This is a genomic window from Ahniella affigens, assembly GCF_003015185.1.
Lineage (GTDB): Bacteria > Pseudomonadota > Gammaproteobacteria > Xanthomonadales > Ahniellaceae > Ahniella > Ahniella affigens.
Window position 1 is genome coordinate 3,867,817 of the sequence record NZ_CP027860.1, and the last position, 16,836, is coordinate 3,884,652.

Annotated in this window: 13 protein-coding genes and 1 pseudogene; 8 read left to right on the forward strand and 6 right to left on the reverse strand. The window is 62.2% G+C overall.

Annotated elements, in window-relative coordinates; all coding sequences use genetic code 11:
• Positions 1-54: 54 nt before the first annotated feature.
• From C7S18_RS14920 to C7S18_RS14940, 5 genes are all read left to right on the forward strand, one after another.
• Positions 55-2,685 carry a FimV/HubP family polar landmark protein gene (locus tag C7S18_RS14920; protein WP_106892318.1) on the forward strand — a complete coding sequence of 877 codons (2,631 nt, stop codon included), beginning with the start codon at positions 55-57 and terminating at the stop codon, positions 2,683-2,685.
• Positions 2,686-3,137: 452 nt separating this feature from the next.
• Positions 3,138-3,911, forward strand: coding sequence for a tRNA pseudouridine(38-40) synthase TruA (truA, locus tag C7S18_RS14925; RefSeq protein WP_106892319.1), 774 nt, complete (start codon positions 3,138-3,140; stop codon positions 3,909-3,911).
• Positions 3,908-4,531: a phosphoribosylanthranilate isomerase gene (locus tag C7S18_RS14930; RefSeq protein WP_106892320.1), complete on the forward strand. Its 624-nt coding sequence runs from the start codon at positions 3,908-3,910 to the stop codon at positions 4,529-4,531. The genes truA and C7S18_RS14930 overlap by 4 nt, the downstream gene beginning before the upstream one ends.
• A gap of 193 nt (positions 4,532-4,724) precedes the next feature.
• Positions 4,725-6,023, forward strand: a complete 1,299-nt coding sequence (locus C7S18_RS14935) for a hemolysin family protein (RefSeq protein WP_106892321.1) — start codon at positions 4,725-4,727, stop codon at positions 6,021-6,023.
• Positions 6,023-6,667, forward strand: a complete 645-nt coding sequence (locus C7S18_RS14940) for an exopolysaccharide biosynthesis protein (RefSeq protein WP_106892322.1) — start codon at positions 6,023-6,025, stop codon at positions 6,665-6,667. The genes C7S18_RS14935 and C7S18_RS14940 overlap by 1 nt, the downstream gene beginning before the upstream one ends.
• Here the strand turns inward: C7S18_RS14940 and C7S18_RS14945 are convergent.
• The 4 genes and pseudogenes from C7S18_RS14945 to yhbY all read right to left on the reverse strand — a co-directional run.
• Positions 6,664-7,962: a hypothetical protein gene (locus C7S18_RS14945; protein WP_106892323.1), complete on the reverse strand. Its 1,299-nt coding sequence runs from the start codon at positions 7,960-7,962 to the stop codon at positions 6,664-6,666. The genes C7S18_RS14940 and C7S18_RS14945 overlap by 4 nt on opposite strands.
• A gap of 146 nt (positions 7,963-8,108) precedes the next feature.
• The gene (locus tag C7S18_RS14950) at positions 8,109-8,720 is read right to left on the reverse strand and encodes a cytochrome b/b6 domain-containing protein (protein ID WP_106892324.1); all 612 of its coding nucleotides are present in this window, start codon (positions 8,718-8,720) and stop codon (positions 8,109-8,111) included.
• Positions 8,717-9,097, reverse strand: a complete 381-nt coding sequence (locus C7S18_RS14955; RefSeq protein ID WP_106892325.1) for an Mth938-like domain-containing protein — start codon at positions 9,095-9,097, stop codon at positions 8,717-8,719. The genes C7S18_RS14950 and C7S18_RS14955 overlap by 4 nt, the downstream gene beginning before the upstream one ends.
• Positions 9,098-9,460: 363 nt before the next feature.
• Positions 9,461-9,736: pseudogene (gene yhbY, locus C7S18_RS25040) on the reverse strand (ribosome assembly RNA-binding protein YhbY); the annotation flags it as partial.
• Positions 9,737-9,808: 72 nt separating this feature from the next.
• Here yhbY and rlmE point away from each other — a divergent pair.
• Genes rlmE through C7S18_RS14975 form a run of 3 tightly spaced genes read left to right on the forward strand, consistent with a single transcriptional unit; the run spans position 9,809 to position 13,235 of the window.
• A complete protein-coding gene (rlmE, locus tag C7S18_RS14965) occupies positions 9,809-10,438 on the forward strand; it encodes a 23S rRNA (uridine(2552)-2'-O)-methyltransferase RlmE (protein ID WP_106892327.1) in 630 nt (209 codons plus the stop codon).
• Between the two features lie 13 nt (positions 10,439-10,451).
• Complete coding sequence (gene ftsH / locus C7S18_RS14970) at positions 10,452-12,353, forward strand: ATP-dependent zinc metalloprotease FtsH (protein ID WP_106894049.1); 1,902 nt, start codon at positions 10,452-10,454, stop codon at positions 12,351-12,353.
• 3 nt (positions 12,354-12,356) lie between these two features.
• A complete protein-coding gene (locus tag C7S18_RS14975; protein ID WP_106892328.1) occupies positions 12,357-13,235 on the forward strand; it encodes a M15 family metallopeptidase in 879 nt (292 codons plus the stop codon).
• Positions 13,236-13,328: 93 nt separating this feature from the next.
• On the opposite strand, the gene C7S18_RS14980 is transcribed toward C7S18_RS14975, so the two are convergent.
• Together C7S18_RS14980 and C7S18_RS14985 are read right to left on the reverse strand one after the other, a co-directional pair.
• Positions 13,329-15,971: a serine/threonine-protein kinase gene (locus tag C7S18_RS14980; RefSeq protein ID WP_106892329.1), complete on the reverse strand. Its 2,643-nt coding sequence runs from the start codon at positions 15,969-15,971 to the stop codon at positions 13,329-13,331.
• Positions 15,968-16,606, reverse strand: a complete 639-nt coding sequence (locus tag C7S18_RS14985; protein WP_170113283.1) for an ECF-type sigma factor — start codon at positions 16,604-16,606, stop codon at positions 15,968-15,970. Before C7S18_RS14985 ends, C7S18_RS14980 begins: the two co-directional genes overlap by 4 nt.
• Between the last annotated feature and the right edge of the window lie 230 nt (positions 16,607-16,836).

The following is a 16,836-nucleotide window of genomic DNA, read 5'->3' on the forward strand; positions in this document are numbered from 1 at the left end:
GGTCGGCAAGTGGTTGCCGACTCGAACAAACCACCGATATTCGGGGGCTGGACGATGAATCGAAATTTGCGACTATCACTGGCAATCGCACTCGCGCTGGGCAGCCCGGCAGCGATGGCGCTTGGCCTGGGCGGCATCAGCGTCAAATCTGAGCTGAATCAACCGCTTACTGCTGAAATCCCGGTTTATGTGTCGAGCCCGGCCGAGGCCGAGACGCTTGCCGTCAAACTGGCCTCGGCGGATGAGTTCGCACGTGTGGGTCTCAACATCGGCGAGATCTCGGTTCCGATCACGTTTGACGTGGCCAAGAACGCCCGCGGCGAACCGGTGATCCAGGTCAGCTCAGCTGAGCCGATCCGCGAACCGTTCGTGACGTTCCTCGTCGAAGTGAACTGGGCGAACGGCCGCTTGCTGCGGGAATACTCGGTGCTCCTGGAGCCGCCGATCACATCACCGGCAGCCACGATCGAGCCGACCGCCCCATCGGTACCATCCACAGCGCAACCCGCTGCAACACCGATTACTGAAGCGCCGGTCGCCGAGCCGGAGACCATCGCCCCAGAAACAGCAGCCGAACCAGAACCCGCGCCGGTTCCGGAGCCGGTGGAACCAACGCCCGCCCCGGTTGAAACGGCACCTGAGCCGATCGCCGAAGTCCCGCCTAGCGAGACGATGCCGGTCGAAACCGCGCCAACCGAGCCGCCACCGGTCGAGCCGGCTCCGGTTGAACCGAGCCCAACACCGTCGGCGTCTGCCTCGAGCGAGTATGGCCCCATTGCAGCAGGCGAGACGCTTTGGGAAATTGCCAGTACGACCCGTCCGGGCGACGCGGTCACCATCAACCAGATGATGCTCGCCCTGTTGCGCGCCAACCCAGAAGCGTTCTACCGGGACAACGTGAACGCGCTGAAGCGCGGCGCAGTCTTGCGTATTCCGGGTTCGGACGAATTGGTGGCGACGTCGGTTTCGGAAGCCGCCGCTGAAATTCTGAGCCAGAACCAGACCTGGATCGCCAGCACGCAAACGTCGCTGGTGGCCGATGCCGATTCGAGCAACCGCAGCACCAGCAACAGCAGCGGCTCGCGCAGCAGCGCGGGCTCGCGGGTCGAACTGGTGCCGCCGGCCTCTGGCGATCGCAGCAGCAGTGACCGCCAGGGCGTGAGCGGCGGCACCGGTGAGGCCCAGGCGGTTCGCCAGGAGCTGACCCGCACGAAGGAAGAACTGGCCAGCAAGTCCCGGGACAATCAAGAATTGGACGCCCGGGTCAAAGAGCTTGAACAGATGCAGGACAAGAGTCAGCGTCTGATCACTGTTCAGAATTCCCAGATCAAAGCCCTGCAAGACCAACTCAAAAAAGCTGAAGCGGCACGCGAAACCGCCGAACAGACGGCTCGTGACAGCGCGACCGCGCCGGTCACGACCACGCCGGAACCAACGCCAACCACCGCGACCGAGCCCGAAACCATCACTGCGGAGCCCGTAGCAACCGATGCCAGCGCCAACGGCGACACGGCAACCGACACGAGCACGGAAGCGGAGCCCATCACGGCGACGCCTGCTGACGGTAGCGACACCGGTACTGAAACCGGCACCGATACCAGCGGCGAAACGGAGCCGGAAACCACCGACGCCGGCACCGAGCCGACGCCTGTACCGCTGCCCGAAGAGTCGGCCGACCCGACGCCAGCAGCCGCAGAGGAGCGTCCGCCGCAGCCGTTCTACATGAACCCGATGGTGTGGGGCGCCGGAGCGCTGGGTGCGCTACTGATCGCCGGCCTGGCCATTTTCGGACTCACCCGTCGCAAGAAAGCCCCTGCGGCTGGAAAGTCTGCGCCGGCGCAGAGTTCGCTGGCTCGGAGCCCGCTGTCGGACGCGTTTGCTGGCGGCGTCGCCGGTGGTGCCACCGCGGCGAGCCATTCGGGCGATCCCGAAGAAGGTCGCATGCTGGCCGAACTGTCACGCGACCCGACCGATCTCAACGCCCACCTGAGTTTGCTTGAGCACTACTACACCTCGCGCAACGTCGACAAGTTCGAAGCGCAGGCCGAGGCGATGTATGCGCAAATTCCGAGCACCGATGTGCCGGAGTGGCAAGGTGCCGTGCTGATGGGTCGCGACCTGTGCCCAAGCCACCCGCTGTTTGCCGAAGACCATCACGGTGGTTCGAGCCCGGATTTCTCGAGTTCGGAGCACGACCCCTTCGGACTACCGAACTTCGACGAGCCGCCGCGTCCCAGCACACCGACCGCCACACCGCAGCGCGATCAGTTCGGTTTCGACATTTCGCCGCCAACGCCAGCCGTTGCACCGCCCAAGGTCCCCGCCACCGACACCTTCGACTTCAACCTGCTCGATGCGAAGCACGCGCCGGTCATCAAGGAAGAACTCGACTTCGATCTGGACAAGCTCACGGAGACCAAACCGGTGGAAGTACCCTCGCTGGAACTGCCCAATTTCACACTCGAAACAACCCGCACGGCGCCGCCCGAAGCGACCATCGAAATGCCGCGGATGACCGACGATTTCCTCGGCGACGATGCGGTGGCGACCAAGCTCGATCTGGCCCGCGCCTATCTCGACATGGGCGACAGCGATGGTGCCAAGAGCATGCTCGATGAGGTCATGACCGAAGGTAACGACAAGCAGAAGGACGAAGCGCGCAAGTTGCTCGCTGAGATTCGTTAAGTCCTGACGTACAACGCCATTCAACCGTCTTGGTTGGAAACTGGGCTGGCATCTGCCAGCCCTTTTTCTTTTGGCGCGTGACTCCGGCGCGACGGCCGAGGCGAGTTCGATTGCCCGGCGAATGCCGACTCTCACCAAACCCGCCATAACCTATTGTTTTTTCAATGTAATAGATTTGGGTGTGGCGACGATTCCGGTCGCAAGCACCCCCCTCCCGGCCACTCCCCCGCGCTCGCGGGGAGGGAGTGCTCCCTCTCCCACGCGAGTGGGAGAGGGCTGGGGAGAGGGCAACTTGCGACACCTTGGCGACAGCAGAATCCGTTGCTATCACTGGACAGCTGTCGCGCTACTAACCGAAGCGAAAGGGCCTCTCGCCGCCCGCTAGCTCAGTCCCCTTTGGTGCTAACAGTCGCATCTGCCATCATTACCGGCCCAATTCCTGAAACCGTTCCGTGCGCATCGCTCTTGGCATTGAATATGACGGCTCAGCCTTCCAGGGCTGGCAAACGCAGCTGAACGCACCAAGCGTGCAGGCCTGCGTCGAGGCAGCCGTGAGCAAGGTCGCCAATCATCCGGTCGAAGTCGTCTGCTCCGGGCGGACTGATGCGGGCGTGCATGCCCGGTGCCAGATCGTGCACTTTGATACCGATGCGGTTCGCAGCGCACGCGCCTGGATGCTAGGCGGCAATTCTCTGCTGCCCGATACGGTTGTCATTCATTTCGTGCAACCCGTGGCGGCCGAATTCCACGCCCGATTTTCGGCGCGAGCCCGGCGCTATCGCTACACCATCGCGAATCGCCCGACCCGCCCGGCAATCGGGCGTCGCCTCCTGTCATGGGTACGCGAGCCAATCGATCATGAAGCGATGGAACGTGCGGCGCAGGTGTTGGTTGGCACCCATGATTTCAGTGCGCTGCGCACAGTCGCGTGTCAGGCCAAGAGCCCGGTTCGGACCATTCACGAGATCCGCTTCAGCCGTGACGGCGACCGGATTCATATGGACATCCAGGCAAACGCATTTCTGCATCACATGGTCCGTAACATCGTAGGCAGCCTGTTGCCGATCGGCCGCGGTGAGCGCGATGCAGCCTGGCTGAAACAGGTGCTGGAAAGCCGCGATCGGACCAAGGCAGGCGTTACGGCCGAAGCCAATGGGCTCTGTTTTCTGGGCCCGCTCTACCCGGTCGAATGGGGCCTGCCCGACTTTCTGACGCTGCCCGCATGAGCCCCAGAATCAAATTTTGCGGCTTCACGCGAGAAGTCGACATCGACGCCGCGCTCGAACTTCGGGTCGACTATCTTGGCTTGATTCTGGTCCGGGAGAGCCCCCGTGGCCTCGATTGGGCCCGGGCCCGGCAACTGCGCCAGCACATCGGCCAACAGGCTCGGGTGGTCTTGCTGACGCGCAATGCCAGCAGTTGCGAACTGCTGGAGTGGTCGGACGCGATCAAACCCGATCTCCTGCAGTTTCACGGTGATGAAGACCCGGCGCTGTGTGCCCAAATCGGACTCCCGTGGTGGAAGGCTGTCCCGATGGGTGCATTGTCCGATGCGCAGGCCGTTCAGGGTTACCTGGACCGCTATCACGGTGCCGAGCGCTGGCTGTTCGACAGCCATGGTCAGCAGTCGCAGGGAGGCCGTGGGGTCGCGTTCGATTGGTCCCGCCTGCACGGGATGGCGGCGCCCTACGTGCTGGCCGGCGGACTGAAGCCCGAAACAGTCGCTGGTGCGATCCAGCAACTCAGACCCTGGGCCGTCGATGTCGCCTCCGGGATCGAACAGGCACCCGGCATCAAGGATCCGGTCCGGATGCGCGCCTTCGTCGACGCGGTTCGCCAAACTTGAAACAGCCCTATGAGCCCCAAACTTACCCGTTCGGCAACATTGGCCGACCACTGTCATCCCCGTTTCGCTTAGCACGATTAGACTGACCAGCTGACCACCGTGTTGCCGACCTACGTGTTGCCGGCTAACTCGGACACTGCAATCGTTGTTGAACCACGCGGGCCCGCCGAACGAGCCTGCTAGACTCCCGACCATGTCTTTGGAAATCGCTGTTGTCTTCGTCCTGATCTTGTTCAACGGATTCTTCGCCCTGTCGGAGATGTCCGTGGTCACGGCCCGGAAGACCAAGCTCAAACAACAGGCGCTGACGAGCAAGCGCGCCCGCGTGGCGCTGGAGCTCTCTGAGCAGCCCGAACGCTTTTTGTCGTCGATTCAGGTCTGGATCACCCTGATCAGCATCCTGACCACATTTTTTGGCGGCGACGCCATCGCCGGCGTGATGCAGCAAAAACTGCTGCAATATCCGCTGATCGCCCCCTATGCCGAAGGGACGTCGGTTGCCATCAGTGTCGGCCTGATTCTCGTGTTTTCGGTTGTGCTCGGCGAGCTAGTACCCAAGCGCCTCGCGATCTTGCGTCCCGAAAAAGTTGCCGTCGCCGTTGCGATTCCGATGCGCTTTCTGAGCGCAGTCGCCAAGCCCGTAGTCATCGGCTTGGCCTGGATGACCGAATCACTCTTGAAACTGTTTCCGAAGCCATCGGACAGCGATTCGGACGTTACCGAAGAAGAGATCAAGCTGTTGGTGGCCGAAAGCCACGAGCAAGGGGTGATCGACCGCGACGAACGCAACATGGTCAACCGGGTTCTGAACCTGGGCGACCGCACCGTCGACAGTCTGATGACGCCCCGACCACGAATGGTCTGGCTCGATGCAGCGGCGTCTTTGGCCGACAACCTCAGCGTGCTGCACGAGCATCCCTACTCCCGCTATCCCGTGTTTCGCGCTTCCGATCAAGACGTCGTTGGTGTGGTGCAGACGAAAGACCTGCTCGCCGAAATGACCTCCGGCAAGAAGCCAGACCTGTTCAAGTCAGTGTCGCCGCCGCTGTTTGTGCCCGAATCGGCCAAGGCGTTGGCACTGCTCGAACAATTTCGCGATGCCGAAGTGGCCTTCGCGTTTGTCGTCGACGAGTACGGCGAAATCAAGGGCATGATCACCCTGAGCGACGTCATTACGGCGGTATTCGGGCGATTGACCCATGCGCTGGAGGCCGGCGAGCATCCGATTGTGCAACGTGCGGACGGCAGCTGGCTCATTGACGGCGCGTTGTCGGTCGAGGATTTGCGCGAACACTTGGGTCTTGCCGACCTGCCCAATGAGGACGAGGAATATCGGACCGTTGCGGGCATGATCATGGCCCACTTCGCCCGCATCCCAAGCGTGGGCGAAAGCTTCGAACATGCGGCATTCCGCTTTGAAGTGATCGACCTCGACGGCGCCCGGATCGACAAGGTCCTGGTAATTGCGCTCGCCCCGCGTGAGGTTGGCTGATGGCCGACGAGCTGCCGCCGGAAGGACCGACCCGCAAACGGGTTTCAGACATCTTCCACGAAACGCTGGCAGCCGACGAACGCCCCACGATTCAGTTCGGCGAACTGGTCGACTCGATCCGCGAACGCGGGTTCGGCGCGCTTTACATTCTGGTGGCATTGCCGACATTGATCCCCTCGCCCGTCGGGGTTGGCTGGCTCTTTGGCCCGTTGGCTGCGATCGTCGGCGCGCAGATGGCCTGGGGTGCGCCGTACCCATGGCTCCCGCAGCGCGTACGTCGGGCCGAGTTCAATCGCGCCAGCGTCCGCAAGTTTCTGTCCCGAATCGATCCGTGGCTGCACCGCTTAGAGCGCCTCTGTCACCCGAGTTGGCTGGCGCTGACCGGGCCCACCGGCATGCGGTTTCATGGCTTCATGGCGGCGATGGTCGGGTTGGCGCTGGCGTCCCCGGTCCCATTCACGAATATCCCGTTCGCGTCGTTGCTCGTTGGCTACGGCATCGCGACCACCGAGAAGGATGGCCGTTGGATGGCGGTACTCTGGGTACTGACGGTTGCGCTTTGCATCGGACTGGTGTTCTTCGGTGGCCAGATGGTGATCTGGGCCGAACAACTATGGGCGTGGCTCGGCACCTTCTGGTCTTAACCTGTAGGGACTTTGGCCGATGCCTGCGGCTGCACTGCCAACTCACCGATCAGACGATCGCGCAGCACCAGGATCGGGGCTTGCCCGGGTTGCATCGCGAAAACCGCAAAACCGTTGCTGTAAAGCACGGTGCCATCGGCAGCCACATCGAACGCCACCACATGCCGCGCGAGCACTTGCGTGCCACCTTGCGGATCGCGCGCAAACAACTGCCAGCTGGCGGGCACGAGCGATGGCACCCCCAACACCTGGCGACCCGATTTGAGTGCCGCTTCCGCGTCCAAGCGCCGGCCCTGCACAATCAGCGCTTTCGCATCTTCGTTAAAGGGCTGGCCGGACGCACTCGTCAACGGCTTTCGCGTGTACATCAACGAGAAAAAGTTGAGGTAATGAAACAGCGCCCGCAATAGCCGAAACGGCAACAGCAGCACATCGAGCGTTGCCTGACCGTGGCCGTAGCCCGCCCCCTCGTACGGCCGCCGCAGGTACAAGAGGTTCCCGTTCGGCGCGACGCGCGGCTGCAAGTAGTCAAAGGCCGGATCCTCGATGATCGTCTCCAACTCGCGCCGACCCGGGACAATCCATTGCAACGACGCGGGCCCATACAGAAAACCGCCTTCCGGGCCCCGTCCCAAGCCTGATGACTGGAACACGACGGCACCGGGCTGCCCGGGCACGTCGCAGGGAAATCGATCCGAGGTGTCGCCGGTACTGAGATCGCGAATCTCCAACGTTTCGAGGTTCAGCACGCAAATGTTGGCAACGCCATTCGGAGCGCTTCTCGCGGCGTACAACTCGCGCCCATCGTTGCTGAGCCGAAGGCCCTCCAGACTCAGGTTCTGACGATGCAGCAGCCGCCGCTCTTCGCCAGTCCGCACGTTCAGCTCAAACAGCCCACCCGCGCCCTGGTCACTCAGGAAATAAAGCAGATGATCGGCGTCGCGGAACACTGCAGCGGCAAACCGCAGGTCTCGCTCCCCAGTCCCAATCTGACGCCGCGCCGCAAATGCCGTTGCAAACGCGGTCCCTTGCTTCCAGGCATGCAATTCCTGATGGCGCTCCTGACGACGCTCGATGTCTTCCAGAAACGGGCTGACCACTTCCTCAATCGGCTGGTCTTCGGTGCGCCGGTACAACTTGCCGTTTGCGAGGAACAACAACCCCGGAACGCGGCCGCCGAATCGCGGCAACGCAGTCGCCCCATCCGCTTCGGAACGGGCCAACATCCGCCAGATCTGGCGCAGCAGCCATGCGATGAGCAATACCAGACCAAGCAGAACGACGATTCGAATCATGGCGAGCACTCGTGCGGGGACCGCTCAGGGTCGGTCGCCGCCGTCAGCGTGGCAACGCCCTGTGCAAAGCGTCATGGTGCGGCAAACCGCGATCGGGAACAAGGCGTAAGCCCTGATCCGCGCTCAATCGCTCGCGAGCCGATCGATCAATCGAGTTGGCCTGCGTCGGGTGTTGGCGTGGGGGCTGGAGGCACCACTGGGGCGGTTTCGGCCCGACCATGGAGCATCGGACCAACCAGGTTCTCCCGCTTGACGAACCAATACGTGGTGATCGCGAGTAAATGCAGCGCGACCAGCACCATCAGGACGATTTTCAGCTGATGGTGCAGCCCGGTGGCAAACGACTCCCAACCCGGGAGATATTGCAGCAGCGGCCCGTCGAACATGATGTCGTCTGAACTGAACAGCCCCGTGACGCCCTGCACCAGCAGTACGCCCCAGAGCGCAAACACAGCGAGCGCCCCGAGCGGGTTGTGGGCCACATAGCTGCCCGCCTTGCGCTGGCGGAAATGCCGGAGGTAGTCGAGCAAGGCCGATGGTCCAAACAGGCTGCTGCCAAATCGCGCGCTGGGCGGCCCGATGAAGCCCCAAGAAAGGCGTAGCGCGAGCACCGCGAGCAGGGTGTAACCGAAGTAAGCGTGCCAGTCGATATCGAGCCAGCCGAACTGCCCGGTCGCAAACATCAGGACGACCAGCAGGACCATCGCCCAATGACAGCCACGCACCACCACGTCCCAACGTTTGTCGACGTGACTCATGCCAGCACTCCGAGCAAGAAAATGGCTTGGACATGGCGATGCTCACCCACCAGCACATTGAACGTGCGCGCTGCCGCCGCGTTGTCCATGACTTCCAAACCCACGCGTTTGGCGAGAATCCGGGCACGCAACTCGGCACTCGGAAAGCGGAGACGTTCCCCTGTGCCGAGCAGCAAAATGTCGGGCTGGTCGGCGAGCACGGGATCAAGCAACTCGACGGTCAAATCGGAAAGGCCAGACAACACAAATGGCTTCGGCCCGCGGTTCGGGCAGAGCCAGAACGACGCGGTTTGCAGGCCCGAGTTGAGTCGGATCTGCGTGGCTTCGACTTTTTGCACCAAGTGCTGGTGCGCGGACTGCTGCAGATGGAGCTGCATGCGGGCTTAGTCCGAGCGATTGCCGCCACGGCGCGTGGTCAGATTCTTGGCTCGGCCAAAGACCTTGGTCGGCCGTTTCGGGCCCTGACCATCGCGGCTCTTACTGGCAGCGCCGAAGTTGGCGGCTTTCGGCTTGCCATAAACCCGACCCTTGCTCGGAGCACGGCGGTCACGCGGCGCCTCGTCGTCACGGGCAACACTGCGGCGACCGCGCGGGGCTTCGTCGTCACGGGCAAAGCTGCGGCGACCACGTGGGGCCTCGTCGTCACGGGCAAACGTACGGCGGGCATTGGCCCGCTCGGGCCTGGCGGTTGGGCGTTCGGCCTGCTTGGGCGCCGGCTTCGGCAGGCCGGGCACATCCAGCTTCGGTTCTTTGGCGCGCTTGAACAGCACAGCAACATGCCCAATGCGCTGCACGAGCTCCGCGCCGGTGCGTTCGACCAGCGCCGCAACGGCTGCGTCCCGCTCAGCACGGTCTTCGCCCGCGGTCTTGAGTTTGATCAGCTCATGCTGAGCCAGAGCCTCTTCGAGAGCAGCCACCACGGCATCGGTCAAACCCTGGGCACCCAGCATGACCACTGGCTTCAGGGAGTGGGCCAGGCCACGCAAGTATCGGATTTGGGCAGAATTCAGCGACATGAGAGCTCGTTGACAGAGGCTTTTCGGGCAGAAAGGGTATCATGCGCACCTGAACCCGCATGAAGCAACGCTGTGACACGAAGCAAATCCAGCCATCGATGGCTGCAGGAACACTTCTCCGACCCCTTTGTCAAAAAGGCCCAGAGTGAGGGCTTGCGCTCGCGCGCGGCCTACAAACTCGAAGAGCTGATGGAGCGCGATCACCTGATCAAGCCGGGGATGACCGTCGTCGACCTGGGTGCCGCCCCGGGCGGCTGGTCGCAAATGGCCAAGCGCTCGCTCCATGGTCGGGGCAGCGTCTTCGCGCTCGACATCCTGGACATGGACGAAATTCCCGGGGTCACCTTCCTGAAAGGCGACTTTCGTGAAGAAAACGTGCTCAAGCAATTCGAACAGTTGCTCAACGGCGCAGAAGTTGACCTTGTGCTCTCCGATATGGCCCCCAATATGAGTGGCGTGAGTCAGGTCGACCAGATCCGTTCCATGGAACTGGCTGAACTGGCTCGGGATTTTGCCGATCAACACCTGCGCGACGGTGGCACCTTTCTGGTGAAACTGTTCCAGGGAATCGGATTTGATCTGTACTTGAAGGACTTGCGCAGCCGCTACCAGAAGGTGACGATGCGCAAGCCAAAGGCCTCGCGGGCAAGGAGCCCGGAGGTGTACGCCCTGGCCACTGGCTTTGGGCTCAAAAAGAAGTGAGGACCGACGCGTGTTGAACGATTGGGCAAAAAATGTATTGATCTGGCTGGTCATCGCCCTGGTGCTGGTGGCTGTGTTTCAGAGCTTTGCGCCGGGCAATGGCGGCGCCACGGAAATGCCGTACTCGCGTTTCCTGGATCAGGTCCACGAACAACGCGTGGCCAAGGTTGAATTCCAGGTCGACGGCCGGGAAATCCGTGGCGAAATGAAGAGTGGTGAGAAATTCATCACCCAACGCCCGGATCTGGACCTGCGCCTGATCGACGATCTGAATAAGTCCAAAGTCGAGATGATTCAGAAGCCGGCGCCGAAGGAAAGCCTGCTGGTCAACTTCCTGATCAGCGCGCTGCCCTTCCTGCTGTTCATTGGCGTGTTGATCTACTTCATGCGCCAGATGCAGGCGGGTGCCGGTGGTCGCGGCGCGATGAATTTTGGCCGCTCACGCGCCCGTTTGCAGGGCGAGGACCAGGTCAAGATCACGTTTGCCGACGTCGCCGGTGTTGATGAAGCCAAGGATGAAGTGCAGGAACTCGTCGAATTCCTGCGCGATCCGGGCAAATTCCAGAAGCTTGGCGGCCGTATTCCGCGCGGCGTGCTGATGGTGGGCTCGCCGGGTACCGGTAAAACGCTGCTCGCGAAGGCTATTGCGGGCGAGGCCAAGGTGCCGTTCTTCACGATCTCGGGTTCCGATTTCGTCGAAATGTTTGTCGGTGTCGGCGCGAGCCGAGTCCGCGACATGTTCGAGCAGGCCAAGCGCCACGCGCCGTGCATCATCTTCATCGACGAAATCGACGCGGTCGGCCGCCATCGCGGCGCCGGTCTCGGCGGTGGTCATGACGAGCGCGAGCAGACCTTGAATCAGCTGCTGGTTGAAATGGACGGCTTCGAAGGCAACGAAGGCATCATTGTCATTGCGGCAACCAATCGTCCGGACGTGCTCGACCCGGCGCTGCTACGCCCTGGCCGCTTTGACCGTCAGGTCGTGGTGCCATTGCCGGATCTCCGTGGCCGCGAACAGATCCTGAAAGTCCACATGCGCAAAGTGCCGCTGGGTGACGATGTCGAACCCTCCCGCATCGCCCGTGGCACGCCGGGATTCTCGGGCGCCGATTTGGCCAACTTGGTCAACGAAGCCGCGCTGTTTGCAGCCCGCGCGAACTCGAAGAATGTTCGTATGGAGCATTTCGAGCGCGCCAAGGACAAGATCCTGATGGGCACCGAGCGCAAGTCGATGGTCATGAGTGACCAGGAGAAGAAGCTCACGGCTTATCACGAGGCGGGTCACGCCATTGTGGGGCGCCTGGTGCCGGAGCATGATCCGGTCTACAAGGTGTCGATCATTCCGCGCGGTCGCGCACTCGGCGTCACGATGTTCCTACCGGAGGAAGACCGGTACAGCCAGTCGAAGCAACTGCTGGAGTGCCGCCTCGCGACGCTTTACGGCGGCCGCATTGCCGAGGAACTGATCTTTGGCACCGAGCATGTGACCACGGGGGCATCGAACGACATCCAACGTGCGACACAGTTGGCACGTGCGATGGTCACCAAGTACGGCTTGTCGGCCGAGATGGGCCCGATGGCCTATGCGGACGAAGAAGAGGAAGTGTTTCTTGGCCGCTCGGTGACGCAGCACAAAGCCGTATCTGGCACCACCGCCACCCGTATCGACGTCGAAGTCCGCAAGATCATCGACGCGTCTTACAACAAGGCGACCGAACTGCTCAAAGCCAACCTGGACAAGATGCATCTGATGGCCGAAGCGCTGCTGCAATGGGAAACTATTGATAGCGAGCAAATCGACGAGATCATGGCAGGCAAGAAGCCCGGCGCACCGAAGAGCTGGGGCGACAAGCCGGAGAAACCGAGCTCGTCGGCCGAAGGCGGCAATTTCACGGACGCCGCGCAGCCCACCTGACGCGTGTCGGCTGGCTTCCGTCATCTACCCGTTCCGGCGCTGATCAACAGCGCCGAATGGACCCTGCGACCGGTTATCACGCGCCGTGACCATGAGCTGCGCGAACAGGCATTGCGGGCCGCGCGCATCCGGAGTCGCGGACAACCCCGATGCCGTGCCGGGCTTTGGTATCTGGTCGAACACAAAGTCGCACGCACACTGATCGGAGTGCTGCAGCATGCGCCGGCATCCGGACGCGGGCGTGCCGCAACGGGCCGCTTCTACCCGATGCCCGACATGCCGTATCCCGATCCCCTGATTCGCGAAGCTGCTTTGCTGCTCAAAGCCCGAGCCGGTGATGCTCATGCTAAAGCACAGCAGGCGCAGAGCCGGCGACGGATCGCTTACTGGTCTGAGCAGTTCTCGATTCCGAGTGACTATGCGACTCGGCATCAACTGCAGCCGATTCCTGAGCCCCTGCACCTGCATTACGCCGGCCGCGACTGCGTCGGCCGCTCGATCTGGCTGGAGTTCAATACGCGCATCAGCTGGCTCGCGATGCAACGAGCCGCCTTGGAACAGGGCATTCAACTCGACGTGGTCTCGGCATTTCGCAGTATCGAGTACCAGGCCGACATCTGGACAAGGAAGCGCGCGCGCGGCCAAAGCACCGCTGACATTCTCAGCGTCAATGTGCCGCCCGGCTATAGTGAGCACCACAGTGGTCGCGCCATCGACATCAGCACCCCTGGCATTGGTCCGGCCGAACCCGCCTTTGCCGACACGCCAGCATTCCGCTGGTTGCAGCAGCACGCTCACCACTTCGGCTTCCACCTGAGCTTTCCGGAGCACAATCCGCATGGTGTGATGTACGAACCGTGGCACTGGTGCTTCCGAAGATAAGCACGTCACTGAATCAGCAACGCTGCCGCGAGCAATTGTTCGAATGATGCTTGAGTAGCCGACCAAGGCGGGGTAACGCCTGTAGGGCTTCGGCTATTTCGCCTCACGGGCCTGCTTGATCCGCTCCAGGTTCTTCTGCACCCGTTTCCGCTCTGGATGGCCTTCCGGATACCACTTCGAAATCACGGTCAGCGCTTGCTGCTGAGTTGCCACCGCCTCGGCATGGCGACCCAATGCCGTCAGTGCTCGCGCCCGTCCTTCCAAACCTTGCGCCTGTTCGGCCTGCTCACTGGCGCCACGTTCGGCCAGGCCAGCCAAGGCGAGATCGGCCTCGACCAACGCCGCCTCGCCGTCGCCCAGCATGGCCATCACCCCGGCTCGATTCGCCCGGATGATGTCGCATTGCAAATGGGTGATCGCTTGCTCCGTGCAAATCGCGGCGCCGCGATCCAGGAAGGGTCGCGCGGCCTTGGGTCCGAATTCCCAAAGCGTGGCCAGCGCGCGCATTCGAAGCGGATGCAGCACAAGAGGACTCCCCAACTCGTCGTACATCGCGATGGCCGCATCCAGATCGGCAATGCCGCGCGTCGTATCGCCGGCCTCGACACGATCGAAGCCCACGTCGACCAACGCGTCAGCGGTCCAGGGGTGTGCCGCAGGAAAATTCTTTCGGGCGATCGCGAGCTTCTCTTCATTGGTGCGAACAGCGTCGTCAAGTCGGCCACGGCGGTAGTCGATCAACGCCTTGAGGCTCAACATCAGGATCAGGTTCGGCGCCTGATCGCCCATGGCGCGCCGGGTCACGGTAATGGCCTCGTTGGCGATTGGCTCAGCTTCGTCAATCCGGCTGGCGTTGTGGAGCGCCGTCGCGTAGTTGAACAACGCCACGCCAAGATCCAACTCATTGACGGGTTGCATCCGCTTGGTGAGTGCGACCACTCGGCCCATGATTGCTAAAGAATCCGCCCGCCTGCCCTCCGCTTCACGCACGCCGGCCAAGGCTTGCAGCGCATTGCTCAAATCCTGGTCTTGCTTCGCACCCGGCACGTCGAGAATCGCGACGGCTTCTTCGATGTAAGGCGCCGCGGCGCGACTATTACCCGCATAGCTTTCGACCACCCCGCGGTTCACCAGGCCTTCCGCAATGACCGGGTGGTTCGCGGGGTAAATCCGTCGTGCCTGCGCGAGCGATTTGTCAAACAGCACCGCGGCGTCAGCGAAGCGTCCCTGCCCGGCACGGATCTCGCCAAAATCATCCCAGAGGTCCACCTGCAATTTCGGATCATCAGTCAGGCTGTCAATGCGCACCATGGCCTGATCAAATGCATCGGCCAGGGAGGCCGGTCGGTCGCCCGGCGCTTGCATCGGATCATTCATGATGAACGTATCCATCATGAATTGCTTGACGCGCTGCGTGCGGGCCTCGGCCTCAGTCGTCACGGTCAACGCCTGCTCGGCCTGCTGTTTGGAAGCCTCAGCATGCGCTCTCGCCTGTCTTGCGGCGTCCGCCTGCCACAACGCCAATGCCAGACCAACAATCAAACCGAGCACCGTCACCATCGCACTGCCGACCGCCAACCGATGCCGACCAACAAACTTGCGGAGCCGATACGTCGCGGTATCAGCCTGCGCGCGAATCGGTCGACCGTCCAGCCAGCGCTGCAGATCTTCCGTAAAAGACTGCGCATTGGGGTAGCGGCGCTCCGGCTCTGACTGCGTGGCCTTCAGCGCGATGATGTCGAGGTCATGGTCAATCGCACCGTTGATTGTTGCCGTGAGCTGGCCTGGCTGCTTCCGAAGCAGCGCGCTGGGCGCCGGAAACTGCTCACTACGGACGAGATCAGCGAGTACTTCCAGACGCGCACCGCGCCGCTGATGCGGCAATTGGCCGCTCAAGAGTTCGAACAGGACAAGGCCCAATGCATAGACATCGGTTGCCGTACCGATCCGTTGCCCGAATACCTGCTCCGGTGCCGCATACGCTGGCGACAAGGCTCTGAGCCCAGTCGCCGTTTCGTGCTCATCTGGATCTTCTGCGTCGAGCAATTTGGCGATCCCGAAATCGAGCAAATGCGCGTGGCCGGTGGCATCAACCAGAATATTGGATGGCTTCAAGTCGCGATGCACGATGAGTTGGGCTTGCGCGTGCGAGAGGGCCTCGCTTGCTTCCAGCAACAGGCGTACACGTGCCCGGACATCGGGTTGGACTCGGGCGACATAGTCGTTCAGCGGCTCACCTTCAACGAAGGCCATGGCATACCAGGGCCGTCCGTCAGCACTGATGCCACCATCGATGAACGCGGCAATGCGTGGATGCGACAGCTGCGCCAGAATCCGGCACTCTTGCTGAAACCGTCTCTTCAGGTCGGGATGTGTCAGCCCAATATGCAAAAGCTTCAGTGCAACCCGTTGGCGAAAACCATCGTGTGAGCGCTCCGCCAGCCACACCTCACCCATACCGCCGCGGCCGAGCAACGATCGCAGGGTAAAGCCGCCGATGCAGTCACCGGCCTGAGTCGCGCGGGCCCGCAGCGCGTCCGGCGTCTGTGGTGGTGTGGCGACAAACCCGCGGTCGAGAATGCCCGAGCTCGTGTCGGCGTATACCAAGAGGCGCGCCAATTCGCGATGCAACGCCGGGTCCTGATCCCGCAGTGCGGCGAGTGCCTGTTGACGCTCAGTCGTTGGCAAGTCGACGAAGTCGTCAAACATCGCAAGCGCCCGTGCCATCACCGTCATGTCGAGCCCTCCGGGGCCAAGCGGCTCAACAGGAACGCACGGGCTTTCCGCCAATCGCGTTTTGTGGTGCTGAGGCTCTGCCCCAGCGTGTCGCTGGCCGCTTCAAGACTCAAGCCAGCAAAGAAGCGCAGTTCGACCAGTGTTGCCAATTCCGGAGCTGCATGTTCGAGCGCCTCCAGGGCCGCATTGACGGCCAACACATCATCTGACGCATCCGCGGGTCCAGCAAGCGCGTCGGCGGCCGAGAATGTGGTCCGATGGAAACCGCCACCACGCTTGCCCGCTTGCGCCTCGCGGGCATCATCAATTGCGATCTGCCGCATGACCCGCGCCGCAAGCGAGCAGAAGTGCTGGTGGTCCTCGACCGTCCATTGGCCGTTTCGAGACAGCCGAAGATAGGTTTCATGCACCAGCGAGGTGTCGCCTAGCCCCCCACTCTGGCCACGCGCCACCTGCATCGCCGCAAGTTGCTTCAATTCGGCATAAAGCTGTGCGAACAGCCGGTCTTTGGCATCCGAATCGCCAGATCGGGCAGCATGCAACCACTGCGTGATGTCGTTCATGGATTCAACATGCCACAGCCGCCAGGCTGGGGCAATCCGGACTGGGAGCGCGTCGTATCCCCAGGTCAGCATGACTGACCCCAACCGATTCGAGACAATGAAAAGACCGCGTGGCGCAACCATCGCGACCGCCGCCCCATGACCGTTCGGCGCAGCCGTACCGTGGCAATCAAGAATGGGACACCCGACATTCGGAACATGGCAGCGCTCTCCTGACTACCATTACGGAGAATTCGGGAAAACCGGTTCAGCGCTGGTGGCAGGTGGCGTCGTTCAGAGCATTCAGCCCGCAGGGCGTATCA